The sequence below is a fragment of the Streptomyces sp. A 4/2 genome (assembly GCF_940670765.1).
In the GTDB taxonomy this organism is placed as follows: domain Bacteria; phylum Actinomycetota; class Actinomycetes; order Streptomycetales; family Streptomycetaceae; genus Streptomyces.
Map to the genome: position 1 here is coordinate 1 of NZ_CALNVW010000044.1, position 17,434 is coordinate 17,434.

18 protein-coding genes and 2 pseudogenes are annotated in these 17,434 nt (G+C 67.6%); 8 read left to right on the forward strand and 12 right to left on the reverse strand.

Going from position 1 to position 17,434, the window contains the following annotated elements:
* Window positions 1-388 precede the first annotated feature (388 nt).
* The 4 genes from NBY69_RS30055 to NBY69_RS30070 all read right to left on the reverse strand — a co-directional run bounded on the left by NBY69_RS30055 (window position 389) and on the right by NBY69_RS30070 (window position 4,042).
* Window positions 389-688: a hypothetical protein gene (locus NBY69_RS30055; protein WP_250305053.1), complete on the reverse strand. Its 300-nt coding sequence runs from the start codon at window positions 686-688 to the stop codon at window positions 389-391.
* Window positions 689-1,154: 466 nt separating this feature from the next.
* The gene (locus NBY69_RS30060; RefSeq protein ID WP_250305054.1) at window positions 1,155-2,246 is read right to left on the reverse strand and encodes a hypothetical protein; all 1,092 of its coding nucleotides are present in this window, start codon (window positions 2,244-2,246) and stop codon (window positions 1,155-1,157) included.
* A complete protein-coding gene (locus NBY69_RS30065; RefSeq protein WP_250305055.1) occupies window positions 2,243-2,968 on the reverse strand; it encodes an HAD family hydrolase in 726 nt (241 codons plus the stop codon). Before NBY69_RS30065 ends, NBY69_RS30060 begins: the two co-directional genes overlap by 4 nt.
* A gap of 240 nt (window positions 2,969-3,208) precedes the next feature.
* Window positions 3,209-4,042 carry an alpha/beta fold hydrolase gene (locus NBY69_RS30070; protein WP_250305056.1) on the reverse strand — a complete coding sequence of 278 codons (834 nt, stop codon included), beginning with the start codon at window positions 4,040-4,042 and terminating at the stop codon, window positions 3,209-3,211.
* Window positions 4,043-4,154: 112 nt separating this feature from the next.
* Between NBY69_RS30070 and NBY69_RS30075 the strand changes: the two genes are divergently transcribed.
* Window positions 4,155-4,640 (forward strand): MarR family winged helix-turn-helix transcriptional regulator, encoded by a 486-nt coding sequence (locus NBY69_RS30075; RefSeq protein WP_250305057.1) that lies wholly within the window; start codon window positions 4,155-4,157, stop codon window positions 4,638-4,640.
* Between the two features lie 172 nt (window positions 4,641-4,812).
* Window positions 4,813-5,103 (forward strand): annotated as a pseudogene (locus tag NBY69_RS30080) (dienelactone hydrolase family protein); the annotation flags it as partial.
* 298 nt (window positions 5,104-5,401) lie between these two features.
* On the opposite strand, the pseudogene NBY69_RS30085 reads toward NBY69_RS30080, so the two are convergent.
* Window positions 5,402-5,789, reverse strand: a pseudogene (locus NBY69_RS30085) (transposase); the annotation flags it as partial.
* Here NBY69_RS30085 and NBY69_RS30090 point away from each other — a divergent pair.
* Window positions 5,710-5,994 (forward strand): hypothetical protein, encoded by a 285-nt coding sequence (locus tag NBY69_RS30090; protein WP_250305116.1) that lies wholly within the window; start codon window positions 5,710-5,712, stop codon window positions 5,992-5,994. The pseudogene NBY69_RS30085 and the gene NBY69_RS30090 overlap by 80 nt on opposite strands.
* A gap of 689 nt (window positions 5,995-6,683) precedes the next feature.
* On the opposite strand, the gene NBY69_RS30095 is transcribed toward NBY69_RS30090, so the two are convergent.
* From NBY69_RS30095 to NBY69_RS30115, 5 genes are all read right to left on the reverse strand, one after another.
* Entirely contained in the window at window positions 6,684-7,142 is a 459-nt protein-coding gene (locus tag NBY69_RS30095) for a hypothetical protein (RefSeq protein ID WP_250305058.1), read from the reverse strand.
* Window positions 7,143-7,495: 353 nt separating this feature from the next.
* Window positions 7,496-8,107 carry a hypothetical protein gene (locus tag NBY69_RS30100; RefSeq protein ID WP_250305059.1) on the reverse strand — a complete coding sequence of 204 codons (612 nt, stop codon included), beginning with the start codon at window positions 8,105-8,107 and terminating at the stop codon, window positions 7,496-7,498.
* 121 nt (window positions 8,108-8,228) lie between these two features.
* A complete protein-coding gene (locus tag NBY69_RS30105; protein ID WP_250305060.1) occupies window positions 8,229-8,441 on the reverse strand; it encodes a hydrophobin family protein in 213 nt (70 codons plus the stop codon).
* Between the two features lie 298 nt (window positions 8,442-8,739).
* Window positions 8,740-10,392 carry an RICIN domain-containing protein gene (locus NBY69_RS30110; protein WP_250305061.1) on the reverse strand — a complete coding sequence of 551 codons (1,653 nt, stop codon included), beginning with the start codon at window positions 10,390-10,392 and terminating at the stop codon, window positions 8,740-8,742.
* Window positions 10,393-10,700: 308 nt separating this feature from the next.
* A complete protein-coding gene (locus NBY69_RS30115) occupies window positions 10,701-10,895 on the reverse strand; it encodes a hypothetical protein (protein WP_250305062.1) in 195 nt (64 codons plus the stop codon).
* Between the two features lie 153 nt (window positions 10,896-11,048).
* On the opposite strand from NBY69_RS30115, the gene NBY69_RS30120 reads away from it, so the two are divergent.
* The 5 genes from NBY69_RS30120 to NBY69_RS30140 all read left to right on the forward strand — a co-directional run bounded on the left by NBY69_RS30120 (window position 11,049) and on the right by NBY69_RS30140 (window position 14,327).
* Entirely contained in the window at window positions 11,049-11,681 is a 633-nt protein-coding gene (locus NBY69_RS30120; protein ID WP_250305111.1) for an RNA polymerase sigma factor, read from the forward strand.
* The gene (locus NBY69_RS30125; RefSeq protein WP_250305063.1) at window positions 11,678-12,748 is read left to right on the forward strand and encodes a CU044_5270 family protein; all 1,071 of its coding nucleotides are present in this window, start codon (window positions 11,678-11,680) and stop codon (window positions 12,746-12,748) included. Before NBY69_RS30120 ends, NBY69_RS30125 begins: the two co-directional genes overlap by 4 nt.
* A 350-nt stretch (window positions 12,749-13,098) precedes the next feature.
* On the forward strand, window positions 13,099-13,791 hold the full coding sequence (locus tag NBY69_RS30130; RefSeq protein WP_250305064.1) for a DUF2975 domain-containing protein: 693 nt from the start codon (window positions 13,099-13,101) through the stop codon (window positions 13,789-13,791).
* A complete protein-coding gene (locus NBY69_RS30135) occupies window positions 13,791-14,039 on the forward strand; it encodes a helix-turn-helix transcriptional regulator (protein WP_250305065.1) in 249 nt (82 codons plus the stop codon). Before NBY69_RS30130 ends, NBY69_RS30135 begins: the two co-directional genes overlap by 1 nt.
* A gap of 150 nt (window positions 14,040-14,189) precedes the next feature.
* Window positions 14,190-14,327, forward strand: coding sequence for a hypothetical protein (locus NBY69_RS30140; protein WP_250305066.1), 138 nt, complete (start codon window positions 14,190-14,192; stop codon window positions 14,325-14,327).
* A gap of 11 nt (window positions 14,328-14,338) precedes the next feature.
* Here the strand turns inward: NBY69_RS30140 and NBY69_RS30145 are convergent, their stop codons facing one another.
* Both NBY69_RS30145 and fxlM read right to left on the reverse strand, forming a co-directional pair.
* Window positions 14,339-15,118, reverse strand: a complete 780-nt coding sequence (locus NBY69_RS30145; protein ID WP_250305067.1) for a PIG-L deacetylase family protein — start codon at window positions 15,116-15,118, stop codon at window positions 14,339-14,341.
* Window positions 15,111-17,426 carry a methyltransferase, FxLD system gene (gene fxlM / locus NBY69_RS30150; RefSeq protein WP_250305068.1) on the reverse strand — a complete coding sequence of 772 codons (2,316 nt, stop codon included), beginning with the start codon at window positions 17,424-17,426 and terminating at the stop codon, window positions 15,111-15,113. The genes NBY69_RS30145 and fxlM overlap by 8 nt, the downstream gene beginning before the upstream one ends.
* Window positions 17,427-17,434 lie beyond the last annotated feature (8 nt).

Sequence of the window (17,434 nt, forward strand, 5' to 3'; positions counted from 1 at the left end):
TCGATCTCGTCGTTGAACTTCTGCAGGAACTGCTCGCCGCCAACACTTCGCGCGGGTGAGATGAAGGAGTCACAACTGCTCGTTGATGTCACAGGTACAGGCAACTGCGTGATCAGGCGCTGGACGTGGCCGCGATCCTGGTGAGCAGTATCTCGCGCACGGCAGACAGGTGGCATGAGCGAGCAGAGTTCATTCCATCCGGGTGAGATCGTGCCGGACAGTGGGATCTACGTGTGTGACTGCGGGTCCGAGCATCACTGGAGCACGGACGTACGCGGCCACCGGTTCCCACCGCATCCCTCCGACTGCACGGGAATTCCTGGTCACTGAGAACTCAGGCACACCCGCACAACGCATAGTCACACCTGCGGATAGGGCCTGTGCGGGGTCAGGGGCGGATCTGGATGCGCCGGGCCGGGGGCGGAGCGTTGGCGGACACGAGGAGGTCGCTGACGAGGCCCTCTTCTGTGTCGGCGAACTCCCAGGAGGCAAGAACTCTTTTACCGGTAGGCCATTCGGAACGGACAACGGGGCGGCACAGCACCCTCTCGAGCCAGTCGGCGCAGTGGAGCGCGAGTTCGCCGGTCGTGCCGGAGGCGAAGAAGAATCCTCGTCCGGGAGTTTTATCGAGGTTGAAGAGGTCGTCGGAGACTTTTCCTGCCTGCACGTGGGCGCCGTAGAAGTGCACGGCCCACTGGCCGAGTATCAGCGGGCGCTCTTCGTCGAGCAGAGAGATCCAGACGAGGAGTGAGGAGTCGTCCTCCGGCCGTGAGACATTTGCTGGGTGCCCATGACACCCGCCATGCGGCGGCCCGGGCACGCAGGACTGCGAGGAAGCTGAGCTCTGAATCGGTGAACTCGAAGGGATCGTCGTCGTAGTCCTTGAGGTTCTCGTGATCGAACCAGGTGTTGTATTCCACGGCGCGAGTCCAGAGAAGCGGGTAGTGGTCTCCCTGGCGGCAGTCTGGATCGGGCCTCGCTGCTGTTACCAGCGCGCACCGGCTACCGTCTTCGTGCGGCGGCCTGCGACAGCAGAGTCAGGGTGGCGATGAAGCGGGCGATGTCGAAAGGCCGTGGGTTCACGTTTTCCGAAGGGGACTCGAAGCCGGTTTCCCTTCCCACGTCTTCACGCGGCGGAATGCGAGCAGTTGACGTCATGTGACGCGGATCTGCAGGATGTAGTCGGCGAGGCCGCCAAGAATGAGGCTGCCCGACCGATAGGTCATGGCCTCGGGGAGTGCGCACGGAAGTCGTAGTGCGTCCACCGGCTGAGGGATACGGCAGGGCTTCGTGGATTCAACGTCGGAGGCTTCGTGGGCGATGACATCTGCTTTCCCGGAATGGAGATGCAGGACCGCGCCGTTGTTCCCCGACGCGTCGTAGACCTGGGCGAAGATCCCGTTCGCACCGTCGCCGGTCAGCCACCGTACCTTGAGGGCGGCGGGCGCCCCCGGCATCCCGTCGATGGCCGCCGGTAGTTGGAGCTTGCTCAGGCTGCCGTTGGCGCGGACGGCCAGCAGGTCGCTGAGACGTCCGGGGAAGCGGTCGGGCACCTCGGGTGAGATGTAGGCGGTGCCGGTCGCGTCCACTGCGCTGTCCCGGCCGATGTGGAGGAGTTGGCCGTCGGCGCTTTTCCCGGTGGTGCGATAGAGCTGTTTGAGGGTGCCGTTCTTGAGCCCCCACAGCACGTCCCGGTCCCCGATCAGGATGGTGCCGTCGGGGCCGACCCCGAACGGGCTCGGCCCGGCGAAGTGGAATCCGACGGCGGGAACCGACGCCGGCACGGGGGCACCCGGTGTGCGGGCCGCGCCGGCAGCACCGGCCAGTACCGACACGGTGCCGTCCGGAGCGATCCTCTTCACCTGCCCGGCGCCGCCGACTACCAGGGAGCCATCCGGTAGGGCGACCAATCCGGAGGTAGAGGTGCCGGCCTTCGTGGCTCCCTCGACCGTCGACACCGTCCGATCAGGCTTGAGCCGGACCGCTTTGTCGCCGAGACCATAGACGCTTCCGTCCGGGCCGGTCGTCATGCCACCCGGGGCGGTGACTCCGCCGAAACCGTAGAACGCCACGTCCCGCAAGGCGGCATCGCGGCCGCCCTCCGCGAAGTCGAGCAGCGCGGCAGCCTGGCCCGGGGCGGGCGCGGTCCACTGGTCGCCGGTCCCGCCGCCCCCGCTGTCACAGGCACCGGCCGTGCCGACGAGGACGGCCACGACCAGGCCGGTCAGCAACCTACGCTGCTTCATCGGGGAGCGCCTTCCGGGGCATTCGTGTTGTCAGTTGGAGTTGAAGCGGCCAGCACCCAAGTCGAATCCCTTGCCCCTATCGGTTCTGTGGAGATTCTCGATCTCGGGGTAACTTCCACCCGGAAGGTGGAGGGCGTCTTCGCTTCGTCGGTGCCCCACCGGATGGTTTCCCATGGGCCACGGCGGATCAGCGCGGTGGGCATGCCCGCGGCGACAGCGGGCTTGAGGTCGTTGTCGATCCGGTCGCCGACGCAAAGGATCTCGCCGGGCGTGTGCGGTACGGCTTCAGCGACGCGCACGAAGAACTCGGGGTCCGGCTTGGAACCGCCCCAGTCGTCCAACGTCCCGAAGAGGTCGACGTCGCGGGTGAACAGCTTACGGAGGATCCCACCAACCCGGACGGTCTGGTTCCCTGCGATGCCCAGCCACAGCCCGGCCTCACGAAGTGCTGCGAGGGCGGGCCGGACGTCGGGGTACAGGTCGCTCTCGTCGAAGCGCTCGGGCTGGCCCGCCACGGCCCGCGCCTCGCGCTGCTCAGAGAGGTCGAATTCGGGCTCGAATTCCTGGAACACGTCCCGATAGTCGCGGCCTTGGGCAATGACAGCACCGGACATCGCGGCGAACGTGTGCCGGGGGACACCGAGCCGATCGGCCCAGGAGCCGTACTCCCTGGCCTCGTCGACGAGGCATTCACCAACATCGAAAACAACTGCACGAATCATGCCGCGAATCGTATGACGACGGCGACACGCCTTGTCGGGCGGATGTACCGGTCCATCTTGGCTAGGGCGGCCCCCAGCGGCTCCACCGGGGTGGTTCCAACTGGCTCCGGTGCGGGGATGATTCGTGAAGATCAGGCGTGGTGAAGTGGCCCCGGAAGGCGGCTTGGTCTGGGACCACCCGGCCATGGATGTCCGCCTCGCCCGGCCTTCCGGCAGGGGTTCCTGACGGCCCGCTCTGCGTCAGTGTTCGGCATTCAGGATCTCCCGGATGCGTGTTGCGTAGGCCCGGGGGTGGGTGGTGTTTCCGTTGTGACCGCCGGGAAGTTCCTGCAGTTCGCGGCCGAGGAGCGCGGCCAGGGCTGTCGCGGCCTGGTAGTCGAAGACGTTCCGCGCAGTGATGCGTCCGGCGGCGGGCACGATGCGAGTGCTGACGTCCTTCAGCGCCGCGATGTCGAGGGTGTCGTGAATGACCGCGGTGAAGTCGTGCCGGAAGAAGTAGTCGAAGTTCGCGGCGCGAATGGCGTTGATCGGCTGAGGCGTCAGATCGGGTTCCACGTCCTTGGCGGTGAGGTCAATGCCCAGGGTCCTGGCGATCTCCGGGAGTGCTGCGGCCAGGCCCTCGCGGAGGTAGAAGTCCTGAAGCGCGGCGAGTTCGCGCTCGTGACAGGCGCGTTCGCCGTCCGGAAGCAGGCGTGGGGCGACGGGCTCGTGGGCGATGAGGGTGCGGATCTGCCCGGGATACCGGACGGCTGCGTGCATGCCGATGACAGCTCCGAGACTGCAGCCGAGCATGAGGGCGGAGGTGTCGGTGAGAGAGGCCAGCAGGCGGTGGACGTCGTCGGCGTGCTCGGCCAACGTCGCGCCTTGCCCGGGGGTATCGAGCCGGCTGCGGGACAGGCCGCGGCGGTCGTAGGTGACCACGGCGTAGGAATCGATGAGTTGGGTGACCAGGTCGGTGGTGCGGTCGGCGTCACCCTCTCCGCTCTGCGAGATGAGCAGCAGCGGGCCGGTCCCGCGGACCTGGTAGTGCAGAACTGCGCCAGGGACGGCGAGCGCGCCGGTGGTGTTGGGCATGACGGTTCCCCCTTTGTGGGCGGCGGGCCCTCCGCCGCGTCTGCCGACCAACATAATCCATCGAAATAGATACATCAATATAGATGAATCTATTTCGATGTATGTTGGGTGTGTGGACGGAGTCGAGCTGTTCCTGCTGGGACGCACCCTGATGAAGATCGGCGAGGAGGCCCTGCCCGAGCCTCCGGGCGGCGCCCGGCGTTATGCGGGCAGCGCCCGGCTGGTGCTGATCGTGGCCAGCGACATCGCCGCTCATCCCGACACCGCCGTCGGTGAGATCGCCGCCCGCACCGGTCTGCCGCAGAGCCAGGTGTCCTCCGCCATTGCCCGGCTCAAGGAAGCCGGTTCGGTGCAGACGGCTCCGGATCCCATCGACCGGCGCCGGGTGCTGGTGCGTCAGGCCGCTGAGGTGTCCGAGCGGGTGGCGCAGGTCCGCGCCGCCGGCATCGAGGAAGCTCTCACCAGCGCGCTGGGATCTGATGAGCCGCAGCGGCTGAGAGAGGTCTCGGAGGCGCTGGATGTGCTCGCCCGGAACCTCTTGCCGTCGTCAGCGGGTCCGGAGTCCCGCCGCGCAGACACCGCCGCACCGTCGGAGTAGGGCCGCTACTTCGTTGCGTTGGTCTTGTTCGCCTTGGTGCGGCCAGGTGGTAGGACTCGGTGCCAGTCTCGATAAGAGCGGCGTTGAAGGTGAGCCGGTCTACGCGCGCCGCGCAGAGCCTCGGATCGGTTAGGCGGCGAAAGCGTCGGCCTGGCCGTCCTCGGTGGGAATGGCCGCCGTCGCCGCATTCCACGGCCCCGTGGGCGCCGACGGACCCGACAGCCTCGCCAAGATCACCGCTCAGGTCCACTTCGGCCACGCCGAAAGCGACCTGACACCCGAGGCCCTCAGCGAGCTCAACCAGGCACTGGACGCCGCAGGCGTCGGCTACACCTCCGAGATCTACCCCGGCACCATCCACGGCTTCACCATGTCCGACACCGACGCCTTCAACCCCGCCGCACTACAGCGCCATTGGGACCGCCTGCTGCCCCTTCTCGACCGCACCCTGGCCAACAGCTGAGGCTCCGGCTCGGAAAAAAACCCGAAGCGAATGGCTCCGGAGTCCTAGCGATGTTTCGAAGCCGGGGTGAGGGCGGCGCAGCCCGCCCTCACCCCGGCTGGGAGCCATTGATTGATGGCGGCGATGCCGATGTGCTCGCTTCGCCGGTTGGGCTGACGGGTTCGTGACGGCGGTGGGAGAATCGGTAGGACTCCGTGCATGCAGGGTCTCCCGGTGACGGTGGTGACCGCCAACGCCAAGACGATCAGTCCCGTTGCGCTTCGCGGGAGGCCGGCTGTCCGCTTCTGCGGGAACTTCGGCGGGTGATGCGCCTGGCCTTGAGGTTGATCGCGGCCCAGGTGATGAGCGATTCCGAGTGCTGGATGAGCCGTTCGTAGTCGCGGGCGTGTCTGCGGGCGTGCATGATCCAGGCGGGTGAGCGTTCGACGACGACCCAGCGCCGGGGCAGGACGACAGACGCGGGGGTGTTCTTCGGACGGCTGATGGTCTTGATCGTCAGATTCAGGTATGTCTTCGCCCAGGTCGCGAGCTGTCCGGCATAGGCGGAGTCGGCCCAGACGATGGTGGATCTCGGGGTGCATCAGCCGCAGCCGGAACAGCACTTCCATGGCCGCGTTGCGGTCGATCATGTCGGCCGGGGTGACCATGACGAACAGCGGCCCACGAACACTCGCCGACATCGCCCTTGCCGCCCTTGTTCGCGTCGGCCTCGTAGATGAGACCCCTGACGAACTGCGGGACGTTGCGGGTCGCCTGTGTCTGCTTCTCGCTCTGGCCGTCGGCCGCGTCGAGGAAGCCGCTATTGCTGGTGTCGAGAAGGTTGAACAGTTCGAGAACCCTCATCTTGTACGCGCTCATGGTCGCCATCCCTCGGTGTGGTGGGGAATCTAGGCCCGTGATCGTTTGCGCCACTGTACTTCTGCCGTGTTCACCCAATGAGGTGAACGGGCGCGGGCGCCGCGCGCCCCGGACAGCAGCGCACCTCCCGGTACACGACCCGTCCGGGAAGCCGGGTCTGCTGACGGCGGGCCGCCGACCGTCATGGCCGTTGTCGTCGTCCGCGCGGTACCGGGTTCCCGCTGCTTCGTGAGCGCCGGGTGGACGGGATTGCCGGGGCGGTCGCTCGTCGGGTGAGGGGGGCGAGTGAGTGCCGGTTGTCGGCTGTCGCGCGGGTGATGATCGCGTGGTGGTCCGCACGGACGGGCCTGGTGCGGTGTGTGAAGGGCCGCGCTGTGGGGCATCGGGTGAAGGGGCGGACCGGCCGGGACCGCCACCCGCCATGGTTGGCCAGACAGGTCAAGATCACTTGGCAAACGATCAAGATCACCTGTCGGAGGACAGCCGATCTGGCGGCCGGTCTCGGGATCGGCCAGTGTCCTGTCTCGCTCAAGCAAGTCGCTTTCTCGACGAACCAAGTCGTTTGGGCTTCTGTCTCTCAACGAACCTGGTCGCGCGACTGAGTTTCGGGGAGGACCTGGACACGTTTGGCTACGTCGTCAAGCGCGTCCCTGGCCAAGCCGAGAAACGCCCTGCGCTCCGCTATGAATCCCATGCCGGCCTCGTGCACGTTGTCGCCTCCGCTACCAGGGCTGCCTGCCTGCCACTACTGCTTCTGCGTAATCACGAACGTGCTGGACGAGAGAAGACAACTGATCAACAAGGTTCTGAGCCCCCTCGGCAACAGCCTCAGGGCCTTCCAGGATCACCACGAGCCCCGCCCCTTCAGCCTCCTTGAACTTCATCCTGATCGCGGCGACCCGCGTCTCATCGAGCGGGACTGGACCATGTCCGGCGCGCAGCTCTCGGAAGAAGCCTTGGTTGTCCCGGTCAGCGGCGCCCAGCGCTTCAAGAAATGAGAGGTAGGCAGCCTGTCGGCGTTCACGGCGCCATCGCTGATGCTCAACCCGCAGGTCATTCAGCTGCACGCGCGCCTGTGATCTTTCTCTGCGCTGTTCCGTGCGAGCTGCGACGAAGGCGGTGAGGGCGGCCCCCATGACGGTTCCCAGCACGCCCACGACCGATACGAGTATGGCGGTCATACCCTCGTTTCTTCCCTGAAGAGAGGCACCCGTAAGCCGAAATGGGTCGTACAGCACAAGACGCATGGGCTTAATCCGGCCCGCGGCTACCGCCGTCGACGAACCGAGTCCACGCGTCTCACTCAATCCAGTCCACGCAGGTCAGCACTTTGCGGACGACTATCTTCGTCGAGACAGGACAGCCAGGCACAGATCAGCCGCCGGCGGGCGGGGACCACCCCGTGGTTGCTCAGCGATGTGGACCGCCTGTCGGCCCACTACGGCATCCCCGTGCCAGGCCTCCTAGCTCCGTACTTCGCGGGTGGCAGTGGATGGTGGGTTCCAGCGGGAATGCGCAGTTGTATGGCCTGCGGTTATCGGCAACCATCCTGTTTGCGCTCGCTGCGCCGCAGGGCCCGATGCTGCTTGCCCGGCAGGGCGGCGGCCAACTCGCCCACCAGGGAGACGTCGTGGCACGTGCCATCCCGGCCGCCCCGGCACCACCACACCGGTGGGCCTGCCGAGTCCGCTTCGCTCTGGCACCAGCCGTCGGTGGTTCCTGCAGGCCGAGGGTGCATTCCGATCTTGTGTGCCGAGCAGATCGGCCAGACCTGCCAGAGCAGCTCCATGATGGTCTCCTGCGCCGCATCCGCGACCACGGACAGGACCGTCGTCGCATCGTCCGGCTCTGGCGGGTCGCCCTCCTCCAGGTCGCACGAATTGACCGAGTTGCCGTGCCAACGGCCGTCCGGCATCGCCACGTAGATCTGATCTCTATCGATGGATCTCCGGGGCAGCGGCTCGCAAGACGGGGCAAGCATCAGTATCAGCGCGTCCTGGCCTGGCAGGGTTGCCATCAGGTCGCGGTTGACCACGGCGAGCGCAGCCTCCAACTTCGGCCACTGGCCGGGCTCGACTCGCCTGGGTTCCGGGAGATCCTGCCGCTCGTGACCAGGACCGATGCTGAAATGCGAGAAGTAGTTCACCGAGGCATCGTCCCAGCCATTCCATTGCTCACCGGTGGCTGAGGGCGACCCAGGGGGGCGGGTGGTCACCCGGTTGATTCTCGCCCGGACCGGGTTGCCGTCCGCCGCGGCGGAGGAATCCTCACAGGACCGAAATGGGGGAGCAGCCGATGCTGACGAGTCCGTTCGTGGTGTTGTTCTGGCAGGTGACGGCGTTGCTGTCGCCGGACTCGTTGAGGGTGTGGCCGGTCATGAATTCGCTGCTGGTGCCGGTGTCCGCGTGGGCGGTCCCGCCGAGGGCGATGGACAGGGCGGCGATGGCGGTGGCGCAGGCCGCGAGGCGACTGGTCGTCACGGGTGTTCTCCTTCGTGTCGTGAGGACGGTTCAGCAGGACAACGAGGCGGCAGGGCGCCGGTGCCGGTCGGCTCTCCCTCGCGTGTGTCCGCGCGTCCGTGGTGTGTTGGCTGCCTGGGGCACCCGACACCCAGCGCAGCACTATCGGCTAACTGAGTAGCTGTTGAACGGCCGTGTCTACGGCCCCGACCACGGCGCCCCCAGGCCCGGCCCGCTCCCGCACCGGGTCTGATCCGAACCCAGCGTCCCCCGGTCCGGTCAACAGGCAGGGGGACGCGATCGGTTCAGGTGGTGCGGGTCAGAAGCTGCACACGACCATGCCAGCGGTGGCTCCGCCGGCCCATCCGATGAGGCCGCCCGGGAGCGCTCCGACTCCACCGGCGAAGGCGCCTGCGAAGGCTCCGGTGATCGCGGTACCGACGGCCCACTGGGCCACGCACTTGTCCCAGTCACCGTCCTTCTTGAGCTTGTCCTCGTACGCCTTCTTCTCCGCGTCCGAGCAGGTGTGGCCCTGGTACCTGGCACAGGCGTCACCGACGTTGTCCATGGGCGACATCCGCAAGGGCTGCACCTTCAGGCTCTTCGTCTTGGCGGCGGAAGCTTTCAGTGGCGTGCTTCCGGGGAAGGTACCCGGGCCGAACGTGACCGAGGACGGGTTCTCGGTTCCCTCGACCGTCGTGCCGGTGGCGGCTTCGAGGGTCTGGGTGAGGGTGTTCCCGTCGACCGTCAGCTTGAAGGCGTGCTTGACTCCCTGAGTGTCGGTCACGCTGCCCGGCTGCATCCGCATGATGGGCTTGCCCTGGGCGTCGGCGATTTCCGCGCCGTTCGCGGTGGGAGCGAGGTGGGTTCCGGCCGGAAGGTCGAGCTTCGCGCTGGTGGAGGTGGCGGCGAAGGTCTGCACGGCGGGCTTCTGTGCCGGGCTGGTGCCGCTGGTGGGCATGTCCGGGCTGGTGTGCGCGACGTACATCGTGGAGCCCGCAGGGGAGTCGACCACCGGCACGGTTACCGTGGCGTCAGTGGTCCACGGCTGGTGGTCGGTGTCGAACGTCCACGTACCGGTGACCTTCTTGCCGACAGCCGCGAAGTCGACCCATCCGTAGTTCTTGGTGGGGACGGTGACGACGACACCATTGATGGTGGTCGAGTCCGACTGGTAGGTGGTCGTCGCCGTCAGCTGGGCGGAGATCATCGCCTGCACGGGAACCGAGACGCCGACCGACGTGGACAGGCCCGACGACAACGACTGCGACCAGCCGGAGTGGTAGACGGTGGTGAAGACCTGGGTGACCTTGTCGGAGGTGTCGTTGTACCAGACCGAGGACGCTTTCTCGCGGGGCAGCGCTTCGGGCTGGCCTTCGGAGGTTTCGGTCCATGAACAGGTCGACGTCTGCTTGGAGCACAGGTCGGCGTAGTAGTCGAGCGCCAGACTCCTGGCCTCAGCCGCCTTCGACGCCGGGATGGTCCATTCCTGACTCGGGCTGCCGTTGCAGGGGTTGGGATTGGCGAGGATCCCCCACAGATGCAGGCCACCGGCGTTGTCCAGGCAGTACTCGGCACCGGTGTTGGCGTCGCGGCGCACGAGGCCGAAGCTGTTGGGCTTCCCGTCGATCGGACGGAAGTGCCACTGCTCGCCGTCCTGGCCGCACGACTTCTGTGTGGCGAACGAGGAGGCGTAAATACACTTCCCCGAGGACGTGTTGGCGATCTCGAACTGGCCCGGGTCGCCCAGCGTGATCAGGCGGAAGCCGGTGTAGTTGGTGCCGTCGGGGGTGACGGAGATCTGGTTTCCGTCGTCGTTGCCGGTCGCGTTCAGCGTGCCGTCGGTGTTGGTGAACGTGTAGGGGTCCGTCGCGGCGGCTGCGGGGGTCGCGGCGAGGGCGGGCACGAGCAGGCCCAGGACGACAGCCGGCGCGGTGAGCAGTTTCGCGGCTCTTCTTATGTGTCTTCTCATGATCGCTTTCTGTGTCGTTCTTGTGGATCTCCTATCGCGCTCGGTGAGCGTAGAGGGGCGGAACCCGGAATGGAGGATTCCCTCAGAAACCCGCCCCCCGGGGATCTAAAACACGCCGTGTACCGGTCACGAACCGGCCAGTTGAACCGTCCATCCCCACCGCGTTCCGGCCCCCGCATGCGGTCAGATGGCCCTGGCGCGACAGCACTACGAGGGGAGTACACGGTGGGCAAGACCTTGATCATCTGCACGTCTGTGTCACACGGCAAAGTACTGATACCAGGCCGCGCTCTCCCGTTCCTGGCTGCTCACCGGCTGAGGCGGATGCGCGGCCCCCACACGAACTCGAGGTCGTCCAGCAGGATGGTCTCCTGCTCCTTCTCCCACTGGCCGCGCAGACCGAAAGGGTTGGTCTCCATCCGCTCCACGATGACCAGGGTCTCGGGCTGCCCGATCAGCGCGTACCGGCCGTGCGAGGCGGTCTTCCGGGCGGACGACACCATCAGCCCCCGCCGTCCGCCAGTTGAGGCAATCGGTTGTGGCGCGAGTCACAGGAACGGGCGCAAGGTCGCGGAGAGATACCGGGTGTGAAGGAATCACCAGAATCAGAGGCCCCGGAGAGTCCCACCAAGGCCCCGGAGAGCGCGGGGAACGAGGTGCGCCGACGACTGCGCGCAGGGGACCGCGAGGCCTTCGCCGAGTTGTACGAGAGCTGCGCCCAGGCTGTCTATCGCCATGCGTTGCGGTTGACAGGTGACTGGTCGACCGCCGAGGACATCATGGCGGACACCTTCCTGGCCGCCTGGCAGGGCAGAGAGCAGCTGGAGGAGGGCCAGGGCTCCGTCCTGCCCTGGCTCCTCGGCGTCGCCACGCACAAGTGTGAGAACACCCGGCGGGGGCTGCGGCGGCGGCTGGTCTTCCTGGCCCGTCAGCCACCGCCCGCCAACGTCGCGGACTTCTCGGCGGAGGCAGCGTCCCGGCTGGACGACCGGAGTCGTCTGCGCGCCGTCTCGGCGGCCCTCGGTCAACTGCGCCGCCAGGAAAAGGAAGTGCTCTCCCTGTGCGTGTGGTCCGGACTGGACTACGAGCAGACCGCCGACGCGCTCGGCATCCCGGTGGGCACGGTGCGCTCCCGCCTCTCCCGCGCCCGCAAGAGACTCGCCCGGATCGCGGAACAGACGGAACGCGCGGAACGCCCGCGAAGAAACCTGGAACCCGCGAGAGTCCGCGGAGAGGTAAGGAATACAGCCGCAATCGCGGCCCAGCCCGTGCGGGAGGAAACCCCATGAACCGCGAAGACGCCGCCTCTCCTGAGAACAGGAACGACGACGAAGCCCGGCACCTGGCCTGGCTACTTCCCCCTCCGGTGACCGAGGACCTGTCGCCCGAGCGATTCCGTCACCAGAAGGAACTCTTGATGAACCACATCGACGCCGACTCCCGTCGTGACCGTCCGGCTCAGCCCACCACCCGCCCCACCAGCCGACTCCTGCGCCCCGCCCTTCTCGTCCCCGTGTCGGCGATGGCACTGGCCGGAATCCTCGCGGGCGGTTTCGCCCTCGGCACGGACGACAAGGACCGGACGACGACGGCGACGGCCACCCAGGGCACCGGCGGCCTTCTCCACCATCTCTCGACCGTCGCCCTCACGAGTGAGGCGCCCGTCGTACGGGACGACCAGTTCCTCTACACCCGTTCCAAGGTTCGGGAGGCCGAAATCCGCAGCGACAAGGCTGTACTCAGCCCGCTGACCGAGACGGAGAGCTGGGCGCCGCAGGACCCGCGCCCCCTCAAAAAGATCGGGCTGACCCGGGTCAATGGCAAGGATGAGGTCAGTAACGCCCAGCTCGGGGACGACAATGGCACCCCCGCCGGACTGTCCCGCCCCACCTACGACTGGCTCGCCTCGCTGCCCACCGACCCGGACGAACTCCTGGCCTATCTCCGCACTCACGTCCGGAAGGACGCCGAGCAGGAAATCGACCAGACAGTCTTCGAGCAGATCGGCGTTCTTCTCGGCGGGGTGCTGCCGCCGAAGACGGCCGCGACCCTCTACCGTGCGGCGGCGAACATCCCGGGCGTCAAGGAGGCGCCGGACGCCAAGGACGCCATAGGCCGCACGGGCCTCGGCATCGCCCGTGAGGACACCAAGCACGGCGATCGCACCGAATGGGTTTTCGACAAGGACGACTACTCCTTCCTCGGCTCCCGCCAGTACCGAACGAAGGACGCCCCGTACGCGAAGGCCGGGACCCTTCTCTACAGCACCGCCGAGATGGAGCACGCCATCGTCGACAAGGCTGGACAGGTCCCGGGCAAGGCGCCCGAGTCCACCGGGAAGCAGCAGGCCGGCTGATCACTCCGTGCGTCTCCGGACCATTCGAGGGGCCGGACCCAGGTGCGGGCCCCTCGAATGGTCCGGCCTCCAGCTTCGACACGATGTCGTCCGCCTGCTCGTGCGCGATCCCGACGGCGGCCAGGGCCGCGATATTGGAGGGTGCCGTGTGCTGCGTCCCGAACCGCGCCCGCCTCGTTCGCGCGAAGGTGCCGCTGTGTGCGGCGATTTGGTGTGAGGGTCCCTGAGTGGGGCGGGGCGCGGGGCGGTGCTTGGGTTTGTTGGCGGGTGTCGAGAGGGGTTGACCACTACTCCGCCTACCCATATCGTTTTTCGATAACATCGATAAACGATAAGAGGGGTGGTTACTGATGTCTGCTGAGGTACAGAGCTCCAAGGGGCCCGAGCTGCTGGATCAACCGCTTTCACATGGCGACCACACCGAGGTCAGGCTGCTGGAGCCGGTCGCCACTGTGGTCCGGGGCGTCTACCGACTGTTCCTCGTAGGCCTCGTCGCTGGCGCCATGGGACCACTGTTCGGTACCAAGCTGGGTCTGATATGGGGTGGTCCTAACGTGTGTGCCGATTCCAGCTCGGACTTCAGCACCGACGGGTCTACCGGCAGGTTCCGGCCCCATGCGGGGGTCGAGGTCATGACCCGCCCGTCCTACTGCACGGATCACGCCGGCGGTGCCCAGCGGCTGTTCGACTTCCTCGGCGGCTTTCCCTCGTTGCTGCTTGTCCTTGGCATCCTGTTCCTGCTCAACCGCGTGATAGGGGGTGCCTCCCGTGAGGGCGTCTTCACCACCCGGACCGCCAAGCACCTACGGGTCGCGGGCTGGTGGCTGCTGCTCGGCTGTCTGGCCGCCGGGGTGGTAGAAGCCGGCGCGTACGCGGCGCTGCTGGCGACTCTGGCCCAGGACTACCCCTTCACAGTGGAGAGTTGGCTGGGGGCTTGGCAGCCGCCCTATGCACTCGTCTTGACGGCCCTTGGCATCCTTACGTTCGCCCGCGTCATGCGCGCTGGGGTGGCCATGCGGGAGGATCTGGAAGGGACGGTGTGATGACGTCGGACGACAACGACAGCCATGGGATCGAGGTCCATCTCGACCGCATGCTCAGCGAGCGCGGCATGACCCTCGCGGAGCTCGCCTCCAGGGTCGGCGTGACCAACGTCAACCTGTCCATCCTGAAGAACAGCCGGGCCCGCGCGATCCGCTTCACCACGCTGACCCGCATCTGCGAGGTCCTCGACTGCCAGCCAGGCGACCTGCTTACGTACCGAGGCGCCGAAGACGAACGGCGGCGGTAACCAGGCCCCCACCGGCCGTGGGCGCGTCAGAACCCGTGAATACTCAGTGCTCCGGTGATCGCTAACTGCTGTCCACAGTCGGTTCTGGCACACGTTCCGTGAGGACGATCAATGGTGTCCGGCCTCGGTGACGCAACGTCATCTGGGACCGTGACGCGGTGTGACGAGCTGGTGGGCGACCTGTTTCCGCACCTCAGCGAGTTGCTGGTGGGGCGAGTGTTCTCCGAGCACGGCGTGGTGCGGCTGGCGGCGAGAACCCGGGAGATCGAGGTGGCGTGTCCTGGTTGACCTGCGGTGGGTCAGGCGGTCAGTTGTGTCGAGCAGCCCGGGGCGGGCGCGAGGTTGATGCGGGTGTAGTACTCGGTGGCAAGAATCTGGTTACGGGCGTCGCCCGGAAGCCGCGACAGAATCCCGGGGAGCGGCCGTTCGCGCTCCACTTGGCTGCAGTGCGCGAGGATCGCGGTCCACTTCTGATCGAGCCACGTCGTCACGTCCACGGCGGCGGTCGCGTGCTCGTCCGGCACGCTCAGCAACGTTTTGCCGACCCCTGCAAGGAGTGGCCCCAGTTCACCGATCCCGGAGTGGGGGTGTGTGGCCGCGTAGAGGGCGCTGGTCTGCCACGGCTCACCGGTCTCGGGATGGAGGTCGGCGAGAGCGGCGGCCTCTACCGCGAGCAGTGCCACCTGATGGGTGCGCCGGTGGTCCGGGTGCCCGGTGAGCTGGCCGAGCACGTCATGGGTCACCACGACATCGGGACGGAACTGCCTGATGTGAAGCACTACTTGGGCGACGGCCTCGTCCAGGGCCACGTCGCACCACCGGGGCCGTCCAGGCGCCGATGCTTCGTTGCGGGCGTCGCTGAACCCGAGCATCCTCGGCGCCCCCGCTCCCAGGACAGCCAGAGCATCGGCGAGCTCGGCGGCCCGCGGGTTGTCAGGCGCCCAGGTCGCAGTGACGACCGCCGTACGGGCACCGGCGGCGGCGTGCCGAGCGAGTACACCGCCGGCCAGGAGGCTCTCGTCGTCGGGGTGCGCGAAAACGCCGAGCACTGCGGGAATCGGTCCGGTGGGGTCAGGCATGCTGTCCGCCCGCCGCGAGCAGGGCCTGTGCTCCGTCGGGGACGCGGCCGGGCCACCGGAAGACAAGGCGTGCTGAGGGCTTGTCGAGCACGGTACCGGCCGGCAGCTGCTCGTCGGGGGTACCGGCCGGGTGGACGGTCATCTGCGGGTAACCGCTCTCGCGTACCTTCTGGTCCCAGGTGTGCACACAGTCGGCGAAGCGCTCCGCCAACTCGTCGGCGGCCGGGCCGTAGGCGTGGATGAAGAACTCGGTAAGGCGGTCGGCCGGATCCGGCGCCTCCTTGACCTTGCGGTAGGTCAGGTAGGCGAGGGAGCCATCCGTCAGCATCGCCGCCGCGTCCTGCTGCGCCACCAGCGTGCATCCGTCCGGGACGGTCAGGCGGCAGAACCCCGGCAGCGTGGTCGCGGCGTAGATCTGCAAGGTCTCAAAATTGAAGGTGCCTCGGACCACGAGGCCGGTGGTGAGCTCGTGCCGGGGCCCGTGCAGCGCCTCCTCCAGCCCGGAGGCATCGCCAGGTTCACCGTCTTCCCACCGCACGGTGACCTTACCGTCGGCCAGCCGGACGGCGGGGGCGGTGCGCGCGGCGGCGCCGCGGTCCCGCACGAAACCGCAGTACGTCCAGTGGTCGCAGCGCAGCACGTCGCCCCGCCGGACCAGGGTGAGGGAGCGGGTGTAGCCGCCCATCTCCAGCGGCACGACCAGCCGGGCCCCTTCGGCGAGTTGGTCTCGCCATGCGGGTGCGATGTCGGACACGTTGTGCGTGACCACAATCCCTTCGAACCCGCCGGCGGGGACGTGGCCCGGCGCGCCGAGTCCGCCGTCGCCGAGGACGGCGGTGACCCGGCCGCTGCCGGCTTCCGCGCACAGCCGTTGCGTTCGGTGCACCACGTACGGGTCGATGTCCACGGTCACCACGCGTCCGAGCGGTCCCAGGACGTGCGCCAGGAGCTCGCCGTTGTATCCGCCGGAGCCGACCTCCAGCACAGTCGTCCCCGGCTCCAGCCGGAGTTGCTCGATCATGTCGGCCTGCAGCCAGGCCGCGGACACGGAGCTGAGCGCGGTCCGGGGTGACTCCCGGACCGTCACCACGGCGTGGTCGCCGTGGTAAGCCGTCTCCAGCGGGGTCTCGGGGACGAACCGGTGCCGGGGCACCTCGCGCAACGCGACTTGGACCCGCGGTGAGGGTGCCCAGCCCCTGCTGATCACGGTGTCCGCCATCCGCTCGCGCAGCCGGACCGCCTCGGCCGGCTCCCCGGGCACCGGCGGGACGGCGGCGGAGCACGGGTAGGAGTGGACCGGCGGGAGGCCCGGCAGCACCCCGGGCCACACCGCGGTCAGGGCCTGGGCGCTGGGCGCGAAAATCTTCCCGAGGGTCGCCAGGGTGTTCAGGTCGTGGAACTCCCAGCGTACGAAGCGGTGTGGCTCGGGCAGACCGGGTTCACCGCCCCAGCGGGAGACGCGGACCACGGCGGTGATGCGGCGTACGCCCAGGCGGTCGTCGTGCAGCACGGTGATGACGTGAGCGTCTTCCACGCGCGCCGTCAGCCCGGTCTCCTCGTTCAGCTCCCGCACGGCGGCCAAGGGTGCGGCCTCGTCTGTCTCGATGCGGCCGCCGGGCAGCTCCCACATGTCCCGGGTGGAGCGGCCCAGCAGGACCCGGCCGAACGTGTCGGTGACCACCACTGCGGCACCGAAGACGGCCTGTGGCTCGGGTCGCAGCTTTTCCTCCACGCTGAACGATCCGGCCGGTCCACGCAGGACCAGCACCGCCAGGTCCTCCGCGTTGCACTGCTCGATGTGCTCGAACCCGTCGGTGAGCGCGGCGAGTTCGTTCTCGTCCAGGGCGATGTGGCGCCGCTCATCCGGGGTGTTCTCCACGATCGGTGTGATGATGACGAGCGCACCGCCCTCGCGCAGCCGCGCGGCCAGACTGCGAAGGACACGGGTGCGATCGCGGATGAACGCGATGGACAGCCGCAGGACGATCAGGTCGTAGCCGTCCTCGGCGAGGCCGGTCAGGTCGTCGCGCTCCACGTCCAGGCTCAGCCAGCGCACCCCGTCCATCTCGGCGTGCTCCGCGCGGGCCCGCTCGAGCGCGCCCTCGGCGAAGTCCGCTCCGTCGACGGTGTAGCCGAGCGAGGCGAGGTAGACGGACAACTCGCCCGTGCCACAGCCGATGTCGAGCGCGCGGCTGCCCTCGGGGGCCGGGGCGTGCTCGACGAGCAGGCCCTTCTCCTCGTCCCCGAGCCGCCGGAAGCTTCGCCCGTCGTTGTAGTGCTCGGACCAGTCGGTCCGGGTGATTCCCACAGATCGCT